21 protein-coding genes and 1 tRNA gene are annotated in these 23,925 nt (G+C 42.3%); 11 read left to right on the forward strand and 11 right to left on the reverse strand.

Features of this window, described 5'->3' with window-relative positions:
- Positions 1-1,036 precede the first annotated feature (1,036 nt).
- The gene (locus DUL71_RS31190; protein WP_114941731.1) at positions 1,037-2,080 is read left to right on the forward strand and encodes an energy transducer TonB; all 1,044 of its coding nucleotides are present in this window, start codon (positions 1,037-1,039) and stop codon (positions 2,078-2,080) included.
- Positions 2,081-2,134: 54 nt separating this feature from the next.
- Here the strand turns inward: DUL71_RS31190 and DUL71_RS31195 are convergent.
- Positions 2,135-2,222 (reverse strand) — tRNA-Ser (locus DUL71_RS31195).
- Positions 2,223-2,484: 262 nt separating this feature from the next.
- Here DUL71_RS31195 and DUL71_RS31200 point away from each other — a divergent pair.
- The 5 genes from DUL71_RS31200 (at position 2,485) to DUL71_RS31220 (ending at position 6,283) form a co-directional block, all read left to right on the forward strand.
- Positions 2,485-3,456, forward strand: coding sequence for a polyprenyl synthetase family protein (locus DUL71_RS31200; protein ID WP_114941732.1), 972 nt, complete (start codon positions 2,485-2,487; stop codon positions 3,454-3,456).
- A gap of 77 nt (positions 3,457-3,533) precedes the next feature.
- Positions 3,534-4,004 (forward strand): group II truncated hemoglobin, encoded by a 471-nt coding sequence (locus tag DUL71_RS31205; RefSeq protein ID WP_114941733.1) that lies wholly within the window; start codon positions 3,534-3,536, stop codon positions 4,002-4,004.
- Positions 4,005-4,106: 102 nt separating this feature from the next.
- On the forward strand, positions 4,107-4,898 hold the full coding sequence (gene cdaA, locus DUL71_RS31210) for a diadenylate cyclase CdaA (protein ID WP_112575059.1): 792 nt from the start codon (positions 4,107-4,109) through the stop codon (positions 4,896-4,898).
- 65 nt (positions 4,899-4,963) lie between these two features.
- Positions 4,964-5,392, forward strand: a complete 429-nt coding sequence (locus DUL71_RS31215) for a hypothetical protein (RefSeq protein ID WP_114941734.1) — start codon at positions 4,964-4,966, stop codon at positions 5,390-5,392.
- A 72-nt stretch (positions 5,393-5,464) separates the two neighbouring features.
- Positions 5,465-6,283 carry a sterol desaturase family protein gene (locus DUL71_RS31220; RefSeq protein ID WP_114941735.1) on the forward strand — a complete coding sequence of 273 codons (819 nt, stop codon included), beginning with the start codon at positions 5,465-5,467 and terminating at the stop codon, positions 6,281-6,283.
- On the opposite strand, the gene DUL71_RS31225 is transcribed toward DUL71_RS31220, so the two are convergent.
- The gene (locus tag DUL71_RS31225) at positions 6,273-6,662 is read right to left on the reverse strand and encodes a hypothetical protein (protein WP_114941736.1); all 390 of its coding nucleotides are present in this window, start codon (positions 6,660-6,662) and stop codon (positions 6,273-6,275) included. The two genes, DUL71_RS31220 and DUL71_RS31225, sit on opposite strands and share 11 nt — an antisense overlap.
- A 151-nt stretch (positions 6,663-6,813) precedes the next feature.
- Here DUL71_RS31225 and frr point away from each other — a divergent pair, with 151 nt between their 5' ends.
- Both frr and DUL71_RS31235 read left to right on the forward strand, forming a co-directional pair.
- Positions 6,814-7,377 carry a ribosome recycling factor gene (gene frr / locus DUL71_RS31230; RefSeq protein ID WP_114941737.1) on the forward strand — a complete coding sequence of 188 codons (564 nt, stop codon included), beginning with the start codon at positions 6,814-6,816 and terminating at the stop codon, positions 7,375-7,377.
- A 73-nt stretch (positions 7,378-7,450) separates the two neighbouring features.
- Positions 7,451-9,211: an ABC transporter ATP-binding protein gene (locus DUL71_RS31235; RefSeq protein ID WP_114941738.1), complete on the forward strand. Its 1,761-nt coding sequence runs from the start codon at positions 7,451-7,453 to the stop codon at positions 9,209-9,211.
- 124 nt (positions 9,212-9,335) lie between these two features.
- On the opposite strand, the gene DUL71_RS31240 is transcribed toward DUL71_RS31235, so the two are convergent.
- The 7 genes from DUL71_RS31240 to DUL71_RS31270 all read right to left on the reverse strand — a co-directional run bounded on the left by DUL71_RS31240 (position 9,336) and on the right by DUL71_RS31270 (position 16,435).
- Complete coding sequence (locus DUL71_RS31240; protein ID WP_114941739.1) at positions 9,336-9,944, reverse strand: biliverdin-producing heme oxygenase; 609 nt, start codon at positions 9,942-9,944, stop codon at positions 9,336-9,338.
- 13 nt (positions 9,945-9,957) lie between these two features.
- A complete protein-coding gene (locus DUL71_RS31245) occupies positions 9,958-10,314 on the reverse strand; it encodes a response regulator (RefSeq protein WP_161964551.1) in 357 nt (118 codons plus the stop codon).
- 4 nt (positions 10,315-10,318) lie between these two features.
- A complete protein-coding gene (locus DUL71_RS31250; RefSeq protein WP_112575052.1) occupies positions 10,319-10,738 on the reverse strand; it encodes a response regulator in 420 nt (139 codons plus the stop codon).
- A 2-nt stretch (positions 10,739-10,740) separates the two neighbouring features.
- Entirely contained in the window at positions 10,741-12,963 is a 2,223-nt protein-coding gene (locus DUL71_RS31255) for an ATP-binding protein (protein WP_114941741.1), read from the reverse strand.
- A gap of 270 nt (positions 12,964-13,233) precedes the next feature.
- Positions 13,234-13,971: a LytR/AlgR family response regulator transcription factor gene (locus tag DUL71_RS31260; protein ID WP_110586695.1), complete on the reverse strand. Its 738-nt coding sequence runs from the start codon at positions 13,969-13,971 to the stop codon at positions 13,234-13,236.
- 55 nt (positions 13,972-14,026) lie between these two features.
- Positions 14,027-15,361: a 3-keto-disaccharide hydrolase gene (locus DUL71_RS31265; protein WP_114941742.1), complete on the reverse strand. Its 1,335-nt coding sequence runs from the start codon at positions 15,359-15,361 to the stop codon at positions 14,027-14,029.
- An 18-nt stretch (positions 15,362-15,379) separates the two neighbouring features.
- Positions 15,380-16,435, reverse strand: a complete 1,056-nt coding sequence (locus DUL71_RS31270) for a sensor histidine kinase (protein WP_114941743.1) — start codon at positions 16,433-16,435, stop codon at positions 15,380-15,382.
- Between the two features lie 241 nt (positions 16,436-16,676).
- On the opposite strand from DUL71_RS31270, the gene DUL71_RS31275 reads away from it, so the two are divergent.
- The 3 genes from DUL71_RS31275 to DUL71_RS31285 are packed head-to-tail and all read left to right on the forward strand — an operon-like array spanning position 16,677 to position 18,586.
- Positions 16,677-16,889: a hypothetical protein gene (locus DUL71_RS31275; protein ID WP_112575048.1), complete on the forward strand. Its 213-nt coding sequence runs from the start codon at positions 16,677-16,679 to the stop codon at positions 16,887-16,889.
- Positions 16,883-17,782 carry an ABC transporter ATP-binding protein gene (locus tag DUL71_RS31280; RefSeq protein WP_114941744.1) on the forward strand — a complete coding sequence of 300 codons (900 nt, stop codon included), beginning with the start codon at positions 16,883-16,885 and terminating at the stop codon, positions 17,780-17,782. Before DUL71_RS31275 ends, DUL71_RS31280 begins: the two co-directional genes overlap by 7 nt.
- Before the next feature lie 3 nt (positions 17,783-17,785).
- Complete coding sequence (locus DUL71_RS31285) at positions 17,786-18,586, forward strand: ABC transporter permease (protein WP_114941745.1); 801 nt, start codon at positions 17,786-17,788, stop codon at positions 18,584-18,586.
- Between the two features lie 129 nt (positions 18,587-18,715).
- On the opposite strand, the gene DUL71_RS31290 is transcribed toward DUL71_RS31285, so the two are convergent.
- Both DUL71_RS31290 and DUL71_RS31295 read right to left on the reverse strand, forming a co-directional pair.
- Positions 18,716-20,062, reverse strand: coding sequence for a M28 family peptidase (locus DUL71_RS31290; RefSeq protein ID WP_114941746.1), 1,347 nt, complete (start codon positions 20,060-20,062; stop codon positions 18,716-18,718).
- Positions 20,063-20,550: 488 nt separating this feature from the next.
- On the reverse strand, positions 20,551-23,721 hold the full coding sequence (locus DUL71_RS31295; RefSeq protein WP_114941747.1) for an ATP-dependent DNA helicase: 3,171 nt from the start codon (positions 23,719-23,721) through the stop codon (positions 20,551-20,553).
- Positions 23,722-23,925: the final 204 nt, after the last annotated feature.

Here is a 23,925-nt window from a genome sequence, read left to right on the forward strand (position 1 = left end):
AAGCCTTAGCTAACCGCTAAGGCTTTTTGCGTTTAAAATACTTTCATATTCCTACTACTGCTACAGCTATAACCGCCATCTAACCTAATCAACTACTCACCGCTCACTATTCACTACTCACCTCATCTGATAATGTCATGTTGAACTTGTTTCAACACCTCATCTGTTGAGCCGTGTGCCATTCCAATCGTCAACCTGTGCTGTGGGGTGCTGAAACAAGTTCAGCATGACATAGGGGCTTTAAATTATAACAGCGCAACCCAACCACTCACCACTCTCCATTCAACCATTCACCTTAGGCCCGCGTTAGGGATAGTAGCGGATACCGGCCCCGCGCGCAATGCCTGCAGGCGTATGAGCGCATAGCCCGCCCGTCTGTCGACGGAACGCCATGACATAACATTATCACATATATTCGACCCAACCTAAAGATTCTCCGCTCTCGGCTCAATGTTCTCCTGCAAAGCGACCATGTCATGTTTAATTACTTCGGAACGATCTGCCGCTGCCGGCTAATGGCTTTCCATCATCTGAAGTGTGTAGCCCATATAATAATACTGTATTGGTTTCGTGAATCTTTCTGTAAGGAAATCGAAGATTTGCTACTCTAAGTGGCAATTCACATAGCCTTTTACATGCAGTAAAGCTATCGGGAGATGGATCTCAATTATATTTCCCATATTGGGCTTTATGGATTTACCGAGTATTTTGTTGATAATGTTTTATAATGGCAGCTTGTTCGCGATGCAAGTTTCCAGGGGAGCTATCGGTAGTTGAAATTGAAGAAGCCAAGAAATAGCGGGTGCGTTTACAACAAACATTGGCTTGCTGATTTATTCGGAAGGAAGACTTGCTTATAACAGTTTCAAGGATTGAAATTTTAGCCTGGAACTATTTTCCACTTAATTCATTAAAGTCTTTAGATGTATGAAAGTCTTCCGTCTTAAGCAAAAACATAAGCTCGCGATTATTTTATTGCCTGGAAATATCTTAACCTTTTTTGTATTTTCATCTTGAACTATTGATAGCCTATAAAATGTGGAAATACCTTTTTCTCTCTTTTATTATGCCTGTTTTTTTCGTTGGAAGTGTAAAGGCTCAAGCTGATACTATCATATCTTATATGCGTTATAAGTATCCAGGTAATACCAAAGAAATAGACACGGTACATGACGTATCGCGCGCTGATTTTATACGAGTGGTAACTCAGCCAGCCGGAAAACCGGGCCGTAACGACAAAACCTTTTTTTCTGTGAACGATTTTTATCTGAACGGCAGCCCTAAGTTAGTTGGTAGCTTGACGCGTGGAACTATATACTCATCACTTAACGGGCCTTGTGTTGAATATTTTGCAAACGGGCATAAAAAAATGATTGCCAATTATCTATGGGGAACGCTAAACGGCGACATGATTTCTTATTATCCCAATGGAAAGCTTTACATGACCGGTGTTTACAATGACGGGAAATTGAAAATCCAACAATGTGCTGATTCGACAGTTGCAATTACCGCTGAAAACGGTCTTGGCACATGGAAAGATTTTAGTGAGGACTTCAAAATTTTAATCGGCGAAGGCCCCATTGATGGTGGGATGCGAAATGGAATATGGAAATCTGTTGTTAGTGATACCGTTAACAGCGAATTGACTTATAAAAACAATGTTCTGATATCGGGAGTATCACATTCAAGAAATGGGAGGAGTTACAATTTTACTGAAATAGATAGGATTATTGAAGTGAAGGGTGGGTTTACTGGATTTGCAGACTTTGTAACAAGTCATAAGAAGTATCCGAAATCCGCCTTAAGTAAGCACATAGAAGGTGAGGTAAAGGTGTCTTTTATTTTGGAAAAAACGGGGACGACGCGTGATATGCATGTTATTAGTAATACCGATAAAGACTTAAACGAGGAAGCGATTCGGTTACTAAAGTTTATTGCAGAATGGCAGCCCGCTAAACATTATGGCGTACCTTATACAACGGAAGTTACTGTTTCTATATTTTTTTGGCTTAAAAAAGATTCCGATTCAGGTAGACCGGAATTGGCTTTCTCGCAGAAACGCGTAGATATTGTTAATTAGTTAAACAATTCAATTAAGCACAAAAAACCGAACTTTTGGGTTCGGTTTTTTCCGCGGAGAGGGAGGGATTCGAACCCTCGATACCCTTTTGGAGTATACACACTTTCCAGGCGTGCTCTTTCGACCACTCAGACACCTCTCCGTGTAAATAGTGGAGTGCAAAGGTAAAATATTTGCCCTAAGTATCAATAAAAAAGCGAAGTCCGTTTTAACCGACCTCGCTTTCACAAAAACTTAACTCTACTTTACAAAAATTGCACTCGCATTAGTATGACGGTAATTGTATGTTTTGGTTTAATTTGAGTAAAAAATAGTAGGCTTTAATGCAGATAAATAATTTTAGCTTATGTTTGCTGCGCACTGTCACATGGCGGTGGTTAACATAAAATACTGTTTTGGTTGAAATGCTGAGCATCAACGACATTAAAAAACCTATTGCTGCTGATATTGATGCGTTTGAGGAGAAATTCAGAACCTCGATGAAAAGTTCTGTTCCGCTGCTTGACCGTATCACGCATTATATTGTAAAGCGTAAAGGAAAGCAGATCCGCCCTATGTTCGTATTTTTTTCGGCCAGCATTTGTGGGGGCATCAATGAGGCAACGCATCGTGGGGCCGCACTGGTTGAGCTATTGCATACCGCATCGCTTGTGCATGATGATGTGGTTGATAACTCTTATCAACGCCGTGGCTTTTTCTCTATCAACGCTTTATGGAAAAATAAGATAGCCGTTTTGGTAGGCGATTACCTGCTGTCAAAAGGCTTATTGCTTTCTATTGATAATAATGATTTCCAGCTGCTCCGCATCGTATCTGACGCTGTTAAACAAATGAGTGAGGGCGAGCTGATGCAGATGGAAAAAGTACGCCGTATGGATATTGGCGAACCTGTTTATTATGATGTAATCAGACAGAAAACCGCTTCGCTTATCGCGTCATGCTGCGCCTGTGGCGCGGCATCTGCCGGGGCGAGCGATGAAGTTGTTGAAAAGATGCGCCTTTTTGGTGAGAAGATTGGGATAGCATTCCAGATCAAGGACGATATGTTTGACTTTGGGACCGATGATGTAGGTAAACCACTAGGTATCGATATCAAGGAGAAAAAAGTTACCCTTCCGCTTATTTATGCGCTGGCCAACTGTAGCAGTTCAGAAAAGAAACGCGTGATAAACCTGGTGAAGAACCATAATGAGGATCCTAAAAAAATAGCTGAGATCATCAAGTTTGTAAAAGATACCGGCGGCTTGCAATATGCCGAAACCCAAATGAAACGTTTCCAGGATGAGGCTTTCGAGATTCTGAATACTTTCCCCGATAGTGATTCGCACCGCGGCTTAGAGCAACTGGTAAGGTTTACGACCGAGCGCAATAAGTAATTCAATTTACAGCTTTTGTAAATATTGGCTTTTTAAAAATAGGGTACTTATCTTTATCATAACCAGTTTTTACAATTATGACAGCTACAATCCCCACATTGTTTGAGTGGGCGGGTGGTGCACCTGCTTTTGAACAGCTTTTCAACAAGTTTTATGATAAGGTTTTGGCCGATGAACTGCTGGAACCTGTATTTAAACATATGTCGCCCGAACACCGGGTGCATGTGGCACATTTTGTAAGCGAAGTTTTTGGCGGCCCTAAAACCTATAGTGAAACCGAGGGCAGCCATTACGCTATGATCAATAAACATTTGCAAAAGCATTTAACCGAAGCGCATCGCAAGCGCTGGATTGAATTGTTGCTGCAAACCGCCGATGATCTTTCGCTTCCGGATGACCCGGAGTTTCGTTCGGCCTTTATGGCGTACCTGGAATGGGGGACACGCATAGCCGTGTTGAACTCGCAAACAGATACTGCGACAGAAAGCGCCGATACGCCCATGCCTGTATGGGGTTGGGGCGTGCCGGGAGGCCCGTACATTCCCTGAAAAAATACTACCGGTATGTAAAATGACCTGGGTAACCGGGAGGTTGATCATATTTACCACCCTTCCGGCGTTTATGTTCGGGTAAACTTATTAACTTCGTAAATGCAGTCCTTACAATCCCTCTTTCCCAAAATAGGTTTCTTCTCCATTCTTGATGTATTGCTGGTGGCATTGATCATTTACCAGTTATATAACCTTATCAGGGGCACTATAGCAGCCAATATCTTTATCGGTTTCGCGGTGATATTTGCTTTGAATTTTGTGGTGAAGGCTTTGGACATGAAGCTGCTTACTATTATACTGGGTAAGTTTGTTGATGTGGGGATCATTGCCATCATTGTGGTATTTCAGCAGGAAGTGAGGCGGTTTTTATTGCTGGTAGGTAAAAATGCTTCGCTGCAGCGTAACAAAGCCTGGTGGCAATATTTCTTCGGAAAGTCTGAAGTAGAGAAAAATAATTATGCCCGTATCAAACCAATAATTGATGCCTGCAAAAGCCTGAAGCAAACCCGTACAGGAGCGCTTATTGTTTTCGCTAAATATTATGACGAGCAGTTTTACCAAAACAGCTGCGAGGTTGTGGAGGCTAAAATATCAAAGCGTTTGCTGGAAAGTATTTTTCAAAAAACCAGCCCGCTGCATGATGGTGCCGTAGTGATCTCGGAGAATAAAATAAAATCGGCAAGTTGTATTTTGCCGCTTACGGAAAAAACAGATCTGCCGGCACAGTTTGGTCTGCGCCATAGGGCAGGCATTGGGGTAACCGAGGCTAATGAGGCAACTGCTATTATTGTGTCAGAAGAAACCGGCGAGATCTCTTATGCCAAACAGGGACGTGTTAAAATGAATATCAGCTTCGCGGAACTGGAAAAAGTTTTGAATAAGGATTTTTAACAGAATAAAAAGAAATAGATACAAAACGGCCCTTTTATACAAACCTTGCGCTGAAAAGATCCATAATGAAAAAGGAACTTGTTTATAGTTTTAAGGTGTTTATGACCGCCGTTATAATAGGGGCTATTTTGACCGGGGTTGCTACTGTTTTTAGCGATCCTGTGTTATATCGGGTATCAGATATTTTTATAGGTTTTTTTTACATGGTGCCTGTCGGGATAGTTTTCTTCATTCCCTCATGGTTTTTCTTAGCTGTTATTTTGCGCAGGTTTACGAAAAGAAATATATCACCCTTCTATATAAAAATTATTCTCAGCATACTATCGGTATTCTTTGTAATCCAAACTCTTTTTATTTTTGATTATCACTCCTTACTGCACACTAATTATTGGCCTTCGATATTTCCTATGTTTGCCAGTTATTGTTGTGCACTATTTATCAGTGTATGGATTTATAAGATTAAGGCATATGATAAAAACATCGTTAATGCTTGAAAACCTGAGCTGTTATAAAGAGTTGATATTGTAAACATTAAATATTTCGTTATCTGAAAATGGAAATTGATTATGCCTATTAGCAAGATAATTAAAATAGCCCAGGTTCTGTTTTCGATAGCGGGGCGCTACCTGATATTTGCCGGTGTGTTTTACCTGTTTTTTTATGTATGGAAAAAAAGAGCGTACTGGCACGCAAAGATTCAGCAACGTTATCCCGAAAACAAGCACATCCTTCGTGAAATAATTTATTCGTTTTTTACCATACTGATATTTGGCGCAGTGATCATGCTGGTGATCTTCGCCAGTAAGCAGCATTTAACAAGGATCTACCCAAGCATCAGCGATAAAGGATACGCTTATTATTTTTTGAGTATCGGGCTGATGATCCTGATGCATGATACCTATTTTTACTGGACCCATCGCGCTATGCATTGGAAGCCTTTGTTTAAGCTGATGCATAAAACACACCATTTATCAACCAACCCAACACCCTTTGCCGCTTATGCTTTCCACCCGTTGGAGGCTATTGTAGAAATAGGTATAGTGCCACTTATCGCCTTTACCATTCCCTATCACGGCACAGCGCTCACCATATTTTCATTGTATTCGTTATTGCTAAACGTGACCGGGCATTTGGGGTATGAACTTTTTCCCAAAGGCTTTACTACGCACAGATTATTTAAATGGCATAATACCTCAACCCATCATAACATGCACCACCGCCTGGTGAAGTGTAACTATGGTTTATATTTCAATATCTGGGACAGACTGATGGGCACCAACCACCCCGATTACGAAAAGAGTTTCGATCAAATAGTAGAGAAAAGGAAAAAAGCGAAGAGTAAGGAAGGCATTGCTTTATTGCCCGACGAACTGGCTACGGAGTAACTTTTTCTTTCCTAATCCTAACGGTGTCCGGATTAACAATATCTATCCTTTTAATCAGCATATGATATTTTACACCCGGTTCGTCTGTTTTAACAATCGGCATATTGTCCTGCGGATAGGTTTTAACAACCGGCATACGACTGTAAACGGTTTCATCAGCAATAAGCTCACGGGTATTTAACAAAGTGCTGTTATTTTTTAAAAGCCCTTTTTGCGGAAGTACAGGGATTAATTTAGATAGGTTGCTATCGACCTTTAAAGGTTTCAGGTTAAAAAATTTATCGAAAGCGTTATTGTTGTTAGGCACCTTATTGAGGCTTTGTGCTTTGAGCTGGCCTGCACAGGCTATAATAGTGACAAGGAGTAAGGTTTTTTTCATGGCGATAATATTTTATACTAATATACCCATCGTTTAATAATATATAAATGTTAAATAATGTTATTTATTGTTAAATGCTTTTTAATTGAACCCAAATACCAAAGCCGTAAACTGATAGATTTTACTATTTTTGTTGAAAATTTAAAAACCGATGAGCGAACTCATTAAAAAACAAGTGAACGATGCAAAGGCTTTGATGGATAAAGCCATTGACCATGCAGATAGCGAATTAAATAAAATACGTGCAGGTAAGGCGAGCCCTTCATTACTTGACGATATCAGGGTTGATTACTATGGTACCCCAACACCATTAAGCCAGATAGGTAGTGTTAACACCCCTGATGCCCGTACCATTGTTGTTCAGCCATGGGAAAAATCATTGTTAAACCCTATCGAAAAGGCTATTAAAGAAGCCAACTTAGGTGTGAACCCACAAAACGACGGTATTATTATCCGTATCAATGTACCACCACTTACCGAAGAGCGTCGTCGTGACCTGGTTAAGAAAGCCAAAGGCGAAGCTGAAACCGGTAAAGTAGCTGTTCGTAACATCCGTAAAGATGCTAACGAAAAGATCAAGAAATTAAAATCAGAAGGTGTTTCTGAAGACGAAATAAAAACAGGCGAAGCTGAAGTTCAAAAACTTACCGATGCTTACATCGCTAAAGTTGATCAGCTTTCAGAAGCTAAAGAGAAAGATATCATGACGGTTTAATATTAACCTTATGTCAAATTAAAAGGGAATGAGCTACTTAGCCATTCCCTTTTTTTATGTTTGCTGTTGAAACATGAATGTATTAATCTCTTACTTAAAAAAACACCGCTGGATTGTAGTATTTGCACTTTTCCTGGCGGCAATGAATATAGGCTTTTCGCTATTGGATCCATGGATAACCGGTCGTATTGTTGACCGTGTTATTGAGCAACGCACTTCTCTTCACTATGACGAATATTTGAACAAAGTATTACTGCTTGTAGGGGCGGCTATTGGCGTTGCGATGGTATCGCGGATAGCAAAAAACTTTCAGGATTATTTTACCAATATTATTACCCAAAAGGTGGGCGCCGAAATGTATGCCGATGGTTTAAAGCACTCGCTTGAATTACCGTACCAGGTATTTGAAGACCAGCGTAGTGGCGAAACCCTGGGAATACTACAAAAGGTACGCCTGGATTGCGAAAAGTTTATCACCTCTTTTATCAGCATCCTGTTTGTTTCGCTTATCGGGATGGTATTTGTAATTGTATACTCGGTAAGCGTTAGCTATAAGGTTACCCTGGTGTATTTCGCGGCAATACCTATCATCACATTTGTGAGTATGGCCATGAGTCGGAGGATCAAAAAAATCCAGAAGACAATCGTGGCCGAAACAACCGCTCTTGCAGGTTCAACCACCGAATCGTTAAGAAATATTGAGTTGGTAAAAAGTTTGGGTTTAGCCAAACAGGAAATAGCCAGGTTAAACAATACCACTTACAAAATCCTTGATCTGGAACTGAAGAAAGTGAAATACGTACGCAGCATGAGCTTTGTACAAGGCACTACTGTAAACTTTGTGCGCAGTGTAATGGTGGTGGTTTTGTTAATGCTCATCTTTAGAGGAACTATTTCACCGGGCCAGTATTTCAGCTTTTTATTTTACTCATTCTTTTTGTTTAACCCTTTGCAAGAGTTGGGCAACGTGATCCTTTCCTGGCGTGAGGCCGAAGTTTCCCTTGGCAACTTCAACAGGATCTTGAGCATCCCAATTGATAAAAAACCGGAAAAGCCGGTGTTGCTTGAAAAGGTGAATACTTTAACTTTTAACGATGTTAGCTTTAAACACCTAACTGCAAACCGTAACGCGCTTAATCATATCAGTTTTGAAACTAATTCAGGTGAAACGATAGCATTTGTAGGCCCTTCGGGTTCAGGTAAAACAACGCTGGTGAAATTACTGGTAGGCTTGTATCAACCTTTGCAGGGGGATATTTTGTATAACGGCACATTAAGTAAAGAAATTGACCTTGACCAGCTTCGCGAAAAGATTGGTTTTGTAACCCAGGATACACAACTGTTTTCCGGCACTATCCGCGAGAACCTGCAGTTTGTGCGTCCCAATGCTACCGACGAGGAATGTATGGATGTGCTGCAGCGTGCGGCCTGCCAAACCCTGCTGGCCCGCGCCGATAAAGGTTTAAGTACTGTAATTGGCGAAGGCGGTGTAAAAGTTTCGGGCGGTGAAAAGCAGCGTCTTTCTATAGCACGAGCGTTATTGCGCCAGCCGGATATCCTGGTATTTGACGAGGCTACCTCATCTCTTGATTCCATCACCGAAGAGGAAATTACAGAAACCATTCGTAATGTATCCGAAAAAGAAAATCATATTACTATTCTGATAGCCCACCGTTTATCAACAATTATGCACGCCGATAGTATTTATGTACTGGAGAAAGGCCGCATTATTGAAGGCGGTAAACATGCCGATTTGATTGCTCAAAAAGGTTTGTACTACGCCATGTGGCGCCAGCAGATAGGAGAGAAGGATACAGCGGATGCGTTGGATTAATGATATACCGAGGTTTTAAAAATGTCATTGCGAGCGAAGCGTGGCAATCTCGTTGCCAATGCACATTCGATTTGCATAGCTACGAGATTGCTTCGTCGTTCCTCCTAGCAATGACATGAATTTATTAACCAATCTCCGGTGGTACAAGCGTTACCGTAGTAGTTGCTACTTTTGTATTTGCCATATACTCAAATAGGCTTACTGCATTTTGTATCGCGGCTTCGTGTTCAGTTTCAGGTAGCGCGTTGAGCACTTCCAAAAATTGTTTCCATTTTAAACCAAGCTGATCTCCATAAACCTGGTAATAGTGGTAATTCAGATTGTAAGGTAACAAATGCTCATTAGTTTTTAAGCGTTTAACGATCACATTTCCTCCAAGTGTTGCCCCCTCCAATACATACATTGCACCAAGGATTGCTGCATCGCTGCTGAGATCAATAAAATCAGGAGTATTTTTAGGAGAACTGCCTGTTGCTGAGTTGATCTCCTCCAAATCGCGGAGAAGAGAAGGTAGTTTTACCCTGTTTCCGATATCCAGTTTTTGACGGAATTCATCGCTGAGACTGTCAAATAAAAAATCTTCTACTGCAAGGTGCGTGGCGTAGTTTGCCGTTAGTATGGTTTGGTATTGTTCAAAGGTAAGCGAGCCATCCATGATCTGCCCGACAAACATTTTTTGTTCAAGCTGATCATGCAGATGCGCTGTAGCTTGTTTTATTTTTTCATGAAGCATAAGGTATGCGTTTTTACGCCGCTAAGATATTATCAATGCACTTATAAAGATCGTCAAGTGCAAAGGGTTTAGCCAGGTAAGATGTAGCGTTTAGATTTTCAGCCAGTTGAATAATGTTTTCATGGCCTGAAAATAATACAAAAGGTATAGTTCTGTGGTCATCGACCTCGTGGATCTCTTTGATGATTTCCCGGGCCTGCCGTTGTCCTATATAGTTATCAAGTAAAATCAAATCCGGCGCAAAACGTTCTATTTGCGCTACAACTTCGTAGCCGTCGCGTTTTACCTCAACTTCATATTTGTCGCACAAAGCAATTCCCATGATGTCGGCTATATCGGCATCATCCTCAATAACTAATATTTTTTTCAACGTTTTAATTGACATTCAGGTTTTTAGTGAACCAAAAATTGTACAGTGATTCAACGCAGTTCACCAGGTTTAAATAGCCGGCAGGCTTGGTTAAATAAGCATTGGCGCCAAATTCAAGCGATGCTTTGACATCTTTTGGATTATCGGATGTAGAAAAAAATACAACCGGAGTATATTTTAAAAACGGGATTTCACGGATGCGTTTCACCAAATCGAGGCCCGAAAGGCCCGGCAGGTTAAGGTCAAGTAGTATAAGTTTCGGTTTTACCCTTGCTTCGGTAAGCTGTTTTAACTGCTCAAGCGCATCTTTCCCATTGTCAATGATCTTAACGGTAAGTCCGTCTTTCACTTCTTGTACGGCATGCTGCATTATGAATGCAAAATCCTCGTCATCTTCAACATATAATATATCGGGCGAACTCACAACTAACTAATTTTAAAAGATATATAAAAAACCGTGCCAAATCCTAATTTGCTCTCAAACCAAATGCGCGCTTTGTGTTTTTCAACAATGCGCTTTACAATGGCAAGGCCAACGCCCGTGCCCTCAAATTCCAGAGCGTTATCCATGCGTTTAAATAGTTCAAACACACGGTTATAATAATTTACATCAATCCCAACGCCATTGTCAGATACCGAATAAACGATCTCGCTGTTCCTGACTATCCCCTCAACTTTAACTTTTGATGGTGTTGATTTTGAAGAGTATTTAACAGCATTGTTAATCAGGTTAGTAAAAACCTGGGTTATCATCACGCTGTCGCCTTGAATGGATGGTGTTTCGCCAATAATAAATTCAATATTTTCGGGATTAAGGGCCGATAGTACCTCCCTTTTTATCTCGCCCAATAACAAGCCCATGTCAATTGGCGCTGTCTCTATTTCGGCACGGCCCACGCGCGAGTAATGCAGGATCTCTTTAATGAGCATATGCATTTTATCCGTACCCTTAATGATCCTGTCGAGCATTTTTTTAGCCTGCTCATCCAGACTTTTGTTACTGGCCAACAGCAACTCCGAGTAGTTTTTTATGGACGAAAGCGGGGTGCGTAGATCATGCGATATGGTATAGCTAAAAGTATCCAGTTCGTCATAGGCCAATTGCAGGCGCTCGTTCAGGATCCTGATTTCGTTGGCTTTGCGATTGATGGCATAAATAACATCTTCCCGTACTTTTAAAACGGCGGTGATCTCGTCGTGTTTCCACTTTTCGGATGTGTTTTTAACAATTTGTGTCCAGCTATCGAATGATTTTCGGGGCGATAGCTGTAACAGGCCATCGGCGGTTTCCTCAACAGGTTTTTCGGGATTGCCCGCCCATGTGATAGATTTTACCTGTTCTGGTTTAAACCAGATGATCATTTCGCCAAGCTCACGCGACAGGCTGCAGGATAAAATGCCGCTGGCAACATCGCTGTAATCTTTTGCTGCCGGAAATATTTCAGGGAAACGGTAAGTGTTGTAAATAGTATCCACCATATTTACCTTAAGCCATTCAACTATATCGGCAATTTGCCCTTCTGTAGGTGTTTGTCCAATGGTGTTTATTTCGCCGTCGTATATAAGTGCTGCCCCTGTGGCGGTAGTAACATCTTTGATCGTGACTTTATTGCGGGTTAACGCGAAAGTAAAATCAGTATCCTTTTTAATATAATCGGCAATGGTGTTGGCGGCCTCGCCAAGTTCATGAAGTTTTGCCGAGTCCTCCTCGTCCTGCCGGTACTCCAATGCCGACGAGAGGATCTGACCTATCAGTTTAGAGGCATCGCGCGATTTATAGTCGATAAACCTTGGCGAATAATTATGGCAGGCAATAAGCCCCCAAAGTTCGCCATGGGCGATAAGCGAGATACTAAAGCTCGACTCAACGCCCATATTTTTTAAATACTGGATATGTATAGGCGATACAGCCCTTAGTACCGAATGGGTGAGGTCAAGCGGTGCTGCCCCTTCCTCATAAGTAATAATAGCCGAGCTTTCTGAATTTACATCGGCTATGATACGGGTAAGATTGATCTTATAAAGCTCGCGGGCCTGTTTGGGGATATCCGATGCCGGGTAATGTAAACCTAAAAACGGTTCCAGGTCATCGTTCTTTACTTCTGCAGTTACCTCGCCGTGGCCATCCTCATTAAATTTATAGATCATCACCCTGTCGTAATTGATGATCTTTTTTATTTCGAAGGCCGCGTTTTGCAGCAGTATGGATAAGTTTTTACCGCTCAGAATCTCGGCTACCGAACGACCAATGGTTTTCTGAATATCATAACCAAGATCTGATTTGGTGGGCTCAAACTCCAGCACCAGGTCATTTGCCGAGTGACTGATGATGAGGTTGTAATTACTACCCTTTACATCAATAGCCAATGGGTTGATGGTGTCAGAACTTTTTGAGCCTTTTGCCAGGTTTAACAACTGCTGTAATGATGCGGTATCGCTCGCTATAGCTAATTGCTCTTCAAGCTCAGTAATATTTTTACCTAATAACCCAGTGGCATTGACACCGGTATAGCTTTCAATATTTTGGCTGATGTAGGAAATGTTATACGACTTGCTGTTCACAGCGATCAAAAAACCGTGCGATTGAATTTTTCCGGGGATGTGGATGGGTTCTCTGTCGCAATTGGTCAGGTCTACCTGGTAACTCATAGTGTGTTTTATAGGATGAATGACCGCGTAAAATACAAAAAATACACTTCTATGAAATATATTTTTTAAATAGGCAAGTTGTAAAGTAAAGGATTATTTGAAGAATAAATAAATCGTGTCATTGCGAGGAGCAGGGGTGGTAAAAGCACTGGGGCGACGTGGCAATCTCGTAGCTATACAGGGCGGATATGCATTGGCTACGAGATTGCCACGCTTCGCTCGCAATGACATATTAATTAAGTATTCGGACTTATCGCGAAAATTTAACCCCTAAATATTCTTATTCTCAATCATCCTAAAAAACTCGTCGCGATAAGTATCGCCTACGGGGATGATCTTGTCGCCTATCTGGATGCGGCTTCTTTCAATACTGTCTATTTTATTGAGTGCAACGATGTATGATTTATGTACTCGCACAAAATGCTTTTCGGGCAACGCATCTTCCATCTTTTTCATGCCCTGCAGGGTAATGATCCGCTCGGCCGATGTGAAAATGCTGATATAGTCTTTCAAGCCTTCAATAAACATAATATCGTGCAGGTAAACCTTCTGAATTTTATGCTCGGTTTTTACAAAGATAAAATCGGTGGAGAAATCATCCTGCTGCACAGGTTCGGCCTGTACAACCACCTGTTGTGGTTTGGCCTGCACCGGTTGGATAATACTTTGAGCTTTTTGTACCGATTTAAAAAAACGATCAAACGCGATAGGCTTCAGCAGGTAATCAACCACATCAAGCTCATAGCCTTCAAGCGCATATTGCGGATAAGCCGTGGTTAAAATAACCTTGGCTTTGCCATTCGCAATTTTCAAAAACTGGATGCCGGTAAGCTCGGGCATCTGCACATCTAAAAATACCAGGTCAGCTTCGGCGGCTTGCACCATGGTAAGCGCTTCGATAGGGTTGGTTGTGGCTTTAACCAATTGCAAAAAAGGCATTTTGGATATATAATCTTCCAAAATATGCAGCGCCAAAGGCTCATCGTCAACTACCAAACATCTGATCATAGCGTAAAAATAATGTAATAATGGTTATTCTAAATTTTTTAGTGAGCTGTTTTTGTTATAATGGCGTCAATTCAACAGATTTATACCAGATTTCGGCCCCTTCAGATTGTAAAAGGATGCGGCCATGTGACAAAGAGGCTACTCCCCAGTTTACCAGATGCCCGTTAACATAGTGCTCAATCTGGTTGCCGTTGCAAATAATCTCGATGGTGTTCCATTCACCCCTCGGGTTCTCAAAATTGGCGGTCCGGTAAACGCGTTGCTGGTCCCACTCAATGGCCGACTTATTTGGCGTAACAACGCTGGTGTGTTGTACGCACCAGATATCGCCGCAATCGCCCTCCTGTATCTGGCATTCTATTGATCGTGGCCATACCACATCTTTATCCTCTTCGCCAAAATGGTATAAAATACCCGCGTCACGGGCTCCCTTTTCGCGTGGGTGGTATTGTTTGGTCCCCCATTTAAATACCACTTTCAGGTAATAATTATCGTACGATTTTTGGGTGGCCAGGTAACCGAAGTATTTACCCATAACATGCACCATGCCGTTTTCAATAGCAAAGTTATTGTGCACGTCGTTATCCTTGCCCAAAGTATCCAGATAGGTATACCAGCCTTTTTTATCCTTACCGTTCAACAACTTTTGAACACCAAGCTCCCTGATCCAGATATTGCGGAACGATACCGGAAACTCATGCTCCTGCAATAGCAGCGGTAAGGCGAAGGGATGTTTTTGATATTTTGGCTGACCCACATGCGCCACCGTACCTTTTATAGCTACGTGGTTTTGAACCAATACGCCATTATGCAGCACTGTAATATAGGCAGGCGTTTTAACCGAGCTGTCGATATTAAAGCGCGGGGCGGTATAAATGATATCATACTTTTGCCACTCGCCAGGCTTAAGCGAAGCGTTTACCTGCGGCACGTATTGTTTATATATAGAGCCGGCTTGCCCATTTGAATAAGTGCGGTTTTTATAGCTGTCCAGGATTTGCAATTCGTAATGGCTTTGCATGATCACACCGCTGTTGCCGCGTTCCTGGCCTTCGCCTTTAACAACGGCGGGTGTGCGCCATTCGATATGCAGTTGGCAATCGGCAAAGTTTTGTTTGGTGATGATGGAACCGCTGCCCGGTTTTACGGTCACAATGCCATCCTTTACTATCCAACCCGGCTTATTGCCTTTCTGATCGGTCCACTTATCCAGGTTTTTGCCATCAAACAAAATGATGGCATCAGATGGGGCCTTGTTGCCACCACCCGGTAAAACTACTTCGGGTTCCGGGTCCCAAACTTCGGTTGCCTTTGGGTCGGTTTGTGCGATAGCTGGAATGGCCGATATCGCTAAAAGCAGAGCTGTAAACAAATTTTTCAGATAGGTCATGGTTATAATGGGTTATAACTATAAATCTATTGATAATTCGCAAGTGTAGGTATATTCTTCATCTCTGATTTTTAAGGAATACCTGTCAGGATAAAGCAAATCGAGCCGTCGTTGTACATTTATTAAACCAATCCCGCCCACCGCGTCGCGGTTATTGTTGTGTTTTTTGTTTTGAATGTAGAAATGAAGTTTGCCATCGGCCACGTTGATAAGCAGTTTAATTGGCGAGTTAATATCATTGGCAACGCCGTGTTTAAAAGCATTTTCAATAAAGGCGATGAGCAACAGTGGCTCTATTTTCTGATCGGTAATGTTGCCATCAACCTTAAAATCAATAAAGGCCTTGCTGCCAAAGCGGATCTTTTGCAGGTCGATATAGTTTTGCAGGTACTGAAGCTCTTTACTCAAATCAACCTTGTTGTCGTTACACTCATAGAGCATATAACGCATAATTTCCGAAAGCTTTAAAATGGCCTCCGGGGTGGTTTCTGAACGCTGATAGGCCAGTGAGTAAATGCTATTTAAAGAGTTGAACAGAAAATGCGGGTTGATCTGAGATTTCAGAAAAGCCAGTTCGGCAATCAATCGCTGGTTTTCCAGGTCGCGCTGGATCCGTTCATTCAGGAACCAGTCGGTACTGAATTTTAATGCTGTGCTCAAAAACACAAATATCAGGCTAGTAAATATGCTGCTGTAAAAGTAAGTAGCAAAACCGGTAACATGGCCTTTTTGATGTACTAATACAATATCCTTAAATAAAAGCCCTACTCCGTACTTGCCCACACCATAAATTACAATGCTTGCAAGTACAACCGCCGCATATTTCCAGTATTGCTTTTTATTGAGAAAATTAGGTATATAGATAAGGTAATTAAGATAAAACAGACTGATATTGATAGTGGGATACAGTAAAAATATCACCAGTAGTTCCTTGCTGCTAAGCTGCGCATCGTTCAATCGAGCCAGGAAAACAAAAAAGGAAATAATGGCCGTCCAGAAAAACAGGTGCCAAAAAATTATCCAGGCAGTTTTAATGCCGGTTCTGGGTTTTGGTAATGGTAATGAAGCCTCCATTCGCTGTTTTTAAATCCTCTTTTTGTTTATGGGTATGGCATCTAATTTAATATTTTGATAATGATATCGGCCGGTTATTTATATGTAGCCGCCCTTTTTTTCGATGAACTGGCTTTTATTATCGATGAACCGGTTAAAAGGTACAGAAAACCGTTCATCTATAAACAAAGTGAGTTGGTCTAAATGATTTTAGCAGGTTATTTTTTTGATATTCCTTTGTTGTATAAAATCACCACTCACAATGAAAACGCTTATCAAAAATTCAAATCCTTTTATCATGTTATTGATTCCGGTAATGTTTGCCCTTATTTTGGGTGTAACTTACCAGTTCGAGCAAAAAAAGGAAACAGCAATAATTGGCCGCACAGCAGTACATGCTACCTCATTGTTTCATAAAGGTTTTGTAATGGTTAAAACCGTTTGCTCAGTAGCAAAAAATAATAATATATGGTAATTAGCACCGAAGGGCTTTCCTTCACCTTTGGTAAGCAGCAGGTAGTTAAGTCGCTGGCGCTGCAAGTTCCGGAAGGAAGTATATATGGTTTTCTCGGTCCCAACGGTGCCGGGAAAACCACTGCCATCAAATTGCTGCTCAACCTGCTTAAACCCGATGCAGGTAACATCAACATCTTTGAGCTGGATATCAAAACAAACCGCATCAATATACTTTCAAAAATAGGTTCGCTTATTGAGCAGCCTGCGTTATATCAGCATTTAACCGGGAGGGAAAATTTATTGAACAGGGCCTTATTATTACAGGTGCCTGCTCAACGTGTTGAAGATATGCTTGACCTGGTGCAGCTAACCCATGCCGCCAATAAAAAAGCCGGGCAATATTCATTAGGGATGAAACAGCGACTCGGCATTGCCCTGGCCCTGCTGGCCGATCCTAAATTGTTAATTTTAGATGAGCCCACCAACGGCCTCGACCCGAACGGGATTATCGAAATCCGAGAGTTGCTGAAAAAATTAGTTGCACAACATGGCAAAACCGTTTTTATATCAAGCCACCTGCTGGCCGAAATTGAGCGGATGGCAACCCACGTAGGCATCATCAACAATGGCGCGATGCTTTTTCAGGGTAGCATAGCCGATTTACAAGCCATCAGCAAACCGCTTGTACGTATCGAAGCGGAAAATACGGTTGATGCCGCCAACCTGCTAACCCGCAACCATATTAATGTTACCGAAGTAACAGACGATCATTTAACGATACCCTACATCTCCAAACAACAAATGGGCGATATCAATACCCTGCTTAACAAAGGCGGACAAACCGTTTACAGCATTGGTAAGCAACAAAAAGACCTCGAAAAATTATTTTTAGATATTACCCAAAGCGCCTAAACCATGAAAGGATTTATACTATCGTTCCGTTCGGAGTTTTACAAAAGCCGTAAAACGCTTGGCTTCTGGGCTTCTGTAATTTTGCCTTTGCTGATAGGCGTTTTGCTGTTTATTGGCTTTTACACTAAAAGCGAAAAATTGACATCAATGCCGCCAATGATGCTTTGGCTGCAGTTTGCAGGTGCTATCCTGGGCATTATGGGCTCGTTGGTGTTGCCGATGTATATCATCTTTATTGCATACTCCGTAAACAGTATTGAGCACAGGGCCGATACCTGGAAAACTTTGTTTAACCTGCCAATCCCGCGCTGGTCGGTGTATGCGGCTAAGTTTTTTTACGCTGTTTTCCTTGTGTTTATGTGCCTTGCTTTGTTTGTATTGTTTACCATAGGTTTTGGTAACTTGCTCAGTATAGTAAAGCCCGAATTACGGTTCGACGATTTTCACATGGAAAAAGAACTGGCGCAGATCTATTTCAAACTATTTCTGTCGTCATTAGGTATTCTTTCTATCCAGTTTTTACTCAGCCTGTTCTGGGCCGATTTTTTAAAACCGATGGGGATCGGTTTTGTATGTACCATAGCCGGCGTTGTAGCGGCTACAAAAGGCTGGGAATATAGTTACCTGTTTCCGTATGCGCATCCTATGGCTGCTATCAGCAGCATGTTAAAAAATAATCACGGCGATCCATCTCACTCATTACAGATTGATGTTTTTACCAAAGATGTGTTTGTAAGCATGGCTTTAGCCCTGGTGGTATTTATTACCGGATATTTTATTGTTCAGCGTAAGAGTGTGAAGTAGTCTTATTAGTGATTAGAGGTTGGAGGTTAGAGATTAGGTAGCTGCATTTTTATATGCTCATTATAAACATGTACAAAATGGTTAAACTAATCTCTAATCTCTAACCTCTAACCTCCAATCTCTCTCAATCTATCTAACCGGCTTAGGAAACACCGGTAAACTCTCATGCCCTTCCGCATCAACCGACTGTACCGCGAAAAAATAATTATCCTTTGAATAATTGAGTGTGGCAGTAGTATCTGTTACATAAAACTTCTTTTCCCAATATGGGCTGATGGTTTCACGCATCAACACGTAATAACCGGCCGGCTTTTTTCCGGTAGCCGGAGCGTCCCATTTCAGTTTAGTTTTGTTGGTGAGATCGCTGGTGATAACGCCCACGTTTTGAGGTTCGGCAGGGGCCGAAGCAAGATTGGCCAATACCGACAGGTTCATACGGGCCACCTTTTGTACATAATTAAAATCTACAAAGTCGGGCAGATCGCCATATTCAACACCCTTTTCGGTACGGATATTCTGGTGCTGGCGGTTAAAGTTCTCGTTCATTTCGGTAAACCTCACAGCTGTAAAGCCCTGCTCTAAAAACGGCAGATGATCGCCACCGCGCAGGTAACGGTCGCGGCGGTAAATAAGCTTTACATCCAGCTGATCAACATAGCGTTCCCCAATTTCTTTGGTATACCTTGCCAACTCCCTCGATGGGCTGTCATTTTCTCCACCTAATGATTTTAGTGCTGCCACCTGTTTGTCTGTAGCGGCGGTAGGCACGCCATCGCTGAAAACCCGTACGCTGCGGTTATCTTTAAGATCTGTTTCCATGCCATAGGTATTACCTACAATATCATTATTCAGCATGGCATCCACATTCCAGTTTTCGGCTTTGGCCCGTTTGGCAACATTGGCCGATCCGTAAAGGCCTTGCTCTTCGCCAACCACAGTCATGAAAATAATAGTAGCCGGGAACGACCGTTTGGCCATCACCCTGGCCAGCTCCATAGAAAGCGCCGTGCCCGAGGCATCGTCATTGGCTCCCGGCTCAGCACCATTGGCATCCATCACATCATTAATGCGCGAATCATAGTGGCCGGACACAAGATAAACCCTGGTATCATTAGCATCGGTACCTTTTAATATAGCCAGTACGTTTTTGAGTTTGATGGGCTTGTCAATCCGTGTGCCCTTAGGCTGGGTAAACGTATCAAACTGAACGGTCATCCTCCCGTTGGATTCCGCAGCATATTTCTCTATTTCGGCTTTAATCCAGTTACGAGCCGCACCGCTGCCGGTGGTTTTACTGGTAGTATCGCTCAGTGTATGCCTGCTTTTAAAGCTAACCAGTTTTCGAATAGTACCTTCAATGTTTTTGGCTGATACTTCATCAACCATTTGCTTAATTCCCGCATCCTGTTTTACAATGGTTTGCGCGGTGGCCGGGAGGGATAGGATTAGGAGGAGGAATGGGAGGATGTGTTTCATAAAATGATGTCTGAACCCGAATTTATGGAATTAATGAATTTGCAGAATGAAAAGCATTGTAATAATCCCGTGATGGTGTTTTTTAATTACGTCGCACGTTCAAGAGGTCACGCAATAGCCGTTAACTCAAGGAAGCAAAAGCGCGGGATTGTGCGATTCCCCTCTTGAGAGGGGCGGAGGGGTGTGTTTCTGCTTTGATAAACTTATAGCAGAAACACACCCCTGCTACCACTCTTTCCTACGCGCCCCCTCTCAAGAGAGCAGGGCTGTTGCATTCTAATATTGAGTTCTTAAAAACTCGCACGATTAAGCGTCTACTCGCTTGATCGTTAGCCTTAATTGAGCGTCCACGCTCCCGTAATACGTTATAGACGTAAGCGTGGACGCTTACTTTGGTTATAATTCAAGCGAAAGACGCTTGAACTTGCGTTATATGTTTTAGAATGCAACAGCCCTGCTCTCGAGAGGGGATTTTGAAAATATTCTTTTTATTCCCCTTCCTCCTCTGCAACAATTCCTAAAATCTCATCGGCCTGTTTAAAATTGCTTTTTACAAAATGGCACCAGTCACATTCTTTTTTGCCGCATCCGGTGCTGAAGTTGTGTGCCATGATCTGCTCGTACGTATCCTTGATCTGCCCGGTTACTATTTCCACATCTTCGGGTGTAATGACAAATTTTTCGCGGTAATATTCACCATCGTTTATCGGCTCAACAAAATCAAAAATAGTGCTGATCACCTGCCAGTCGGTGGTGCGGTCATGATCTATCAGTATTTTATAGAAAACCGCTTGCCTCCAGTAATCGCCTCCGTTTGGTGCATCATTGGTTGGGCGCAATAGTTTATCTTTTGCATTTTTGGGTTTACCTGTTTTGTAGTCAACAACGGTGGCTTGTTTGCCATCAAATTCAATTTTATCCAGGTTACCTTTAATTGGCACACCAACCACTTCAATATTTTTTATAGAACGCTCGGTTACTGCTATCTTATTCCAGTTTGGTACGTTTTGTTCATAATATGGCGGCAATATCTTTTCGCCGTAGGCCGAGCGCAGCTTGAACTCATCTTTAGTAAATGAATCGCGGTTGCGGGCCATATACCACCTGAACTCGCGCATGAAATTTTCGGTACTCAAAAACTCGTTATCATTATCCTTTAACTGCCTGTATGTTTTATTAAGCGCCCAGTGCACCGCCTGCCCAAAAGTAGCCGACGGACTTTTACCTGCCGGTACACGGATAAGGCATTGAAAATAAAACCTTAACGGACAATCCAGGTAATTGCTCAGGTGGGTTACCGATAGCGTATAATTTTGCAACAGCTGGTTAATGTAGTTTGTGTCCAGCAATTCAACTTTAGGCTTATCGGTTTCACTGAATTGCGTTGCCTGAAAATCAATCATCGCATCGGCATCCACTTTAGGATATTGTATCTGCATGCTGGTGCTGGCCAGTATTTCGCCCACAAATTGGCTCGCCTCCTGGTCTTTATCTTTTTTATCCTTAGCCGCATATGATATCACAAGGTGCTGCTTGGCGCGGGTTACCGCCACATAAAATAAGCGGCGGGCTTCCTCTTTCTGTGCGATATCGTCCGATGCCGATTGTGTAAGCGTGTCCGGGTAACTGAAACCGCTGTTTCGGCCTTTGCTGTCCCAGGTACGTTTATCGCAGCCAATAAAAAACACATACTCAAATTCAAGTCCTTTGGAGCCGTGGGCGGTAAGGAAGTTAACGCCGTTTTCAGAAAAGATGCTTTGGTTAAGCTCCATCCGTATCTGGTGCTTCTTCATCATCTCAATGGTTGAGATTAAATCATTGAGGCTGATATCGGGTTTTTTGCGGCTTTCATCTTTCAGGAAATCAAAAAAGCTGGTAAGCATTTGCATATAGCTTCCTTTATCCTGCTGCTGCATAATGTATTTCAGGATGCCCATTTTAGAGATAACGCTCTGAAAAAGCTGTTGTAGCGTAACGCTAACGGCTTCTTTCAACAGGTAATCCACATTGTTTATGAGATACCGCATCTCCAGCTGTTGATCTGGTTTAAACAGATCGGGCTGTGCGAGCGGCTTCATCTCACTTACATAGCGGCGAATAGATGTTTTAGGCTGATTATAAGCCAGCGTACCAAAGTTTTCTTTAAATACTGCTACACTTGCCTTGGCAATTTCGATAGGAGGGATGTTAAAGAAATCATAGTGCATGATCTCAAACAGCAGTTCATCACCGCTGTATGGCGAGTCGAGTTCCATGGCCAGGTAACGCAATATATTGATGATCTTTTCGCCGAAGGGTTGGGTAAGTACGTCTATCTTGCGCTTGGTGTTTACCTGAATTTTCTGCACATCCAGGAACTTGATCATTTCCTCAACCTGGTTGTGGTTGCGATAGATGACAGCTATTTCGCCCGGAGGTACATTTTGTTCCACCAGCTTTTTGATCTGCAGGGATACATCAACCAGTTCTTTATCCGGATTTTCATATTCGCGGATCAGGGGATCGACCAACAGATCGCTAAATCGAGGATGTGACGATTTTAATGCCTTATCTAATTTAAGCTGATTGGTTAATCGCTCAAAGTTATTATCGATAAGGGCTTTTGAAATATCCAGGATTTGCTGGTTGGAGCGGTAGTTGTGTTTCAAAACCACAGTATGCAGGGTGTCTACATAATCGTTAGCGAAATCAAGGATATTTTTCATGTTGGCACCCTGAAACTTAAAGATCGACTGATCGTCATCGCCCACCACAAAAACGTTTGGCGTATCCCAATAATTGAGCAGGAAGCGTAGCAATTCGTTTTGTGATCCGCTGGTATCCTGAAATTCATCTACCAAAATATATTGGTAACGTTCCTGGTAACGGCGCAAAATTTCTTCATTATCGCGGAAAGCACGGAGCACCCAAATGATCATATCGTCATAATCATATCGGCCGCGGGTTTTCATTTTTTCGGTGTAATTCTGATACTCGCCTACAGCTGCCAACAGCTTTTTCATTACCTCGTGCGCTGCATCGATATCTTTTTGTTTAGGATCTCCGACCTTGATACCTGCTTTAGCGTTGGCACGTTTATAAATAAACTCCTCACGGTTAGGTATATCTTCCAAGTACTCGCCTACCGCCCGCTCAATCATAGCAGCGTCCCAGTTCTCCCGTTTCATGGTACTGAACAGGCTTTTGAGGCGGGGCACGTCGTAATAAATATCGCCGGTGAAGCGCTTCAACAGGTGATCGTTCGGGAACTCATCAACCAGCTCGCGAAAAAGCATGGCCGATTCCAGATCCGACAACGACTCCAGATTCAGCTTGCCAAAATACTCCAGGTTTTCCTGGATGATCTCGTTACAAAAAGCATGAAAAGTATATATATTAATACGGTAAGCATCGGGGCCTATAAATTCAAACAGACGTTTGCGCATAGCCACCGCGCCGGCATCGGTATAAGTTAGGCACAATATCTCGCTGGGCGAGGCATCAGTATCGGTCAGGATTTTGCCTATGCGGGCCGCCAGGATCTGGGTTTTACCGGTACCGGGGCCTGCCACCACAAGCACAGGGCCATCCATTTTATTTACTGCCGCTAACTGCTCGGGGTTTAGCCCGGCCAGCGCCTCTTGAAACTTGTTATTATATTTATTGAATGTAGATTGCATAATATTTAGTAAAGATAAAAAAGGTTGTCGCGCATTTGTGGGCACAATAATAAATCTGATATTTAATCTTATTGTTTGGCCAATCGATTGCGGAATAGCCTTTACATCAACATCAATAGAAAATATCCAGTTTTCAGTAGGCCGGCTTTTTATTTAGACAATTGTAGGGCGCTTGGCAGTTGAAAAGTTTCAAGGACTGGTTTA

It is taken from the genome of Mucilaginibacter endophyticus (assembly GCF_003351025.1).
Taxonomy (GTDB): domain Bacteria; phylum Bacteroidota; class Bacteroidia; order Sphingobacteriales; family Sphingobacteriaceae; genus Mucilaginibacter; species Mucilaginibacter endophyticus.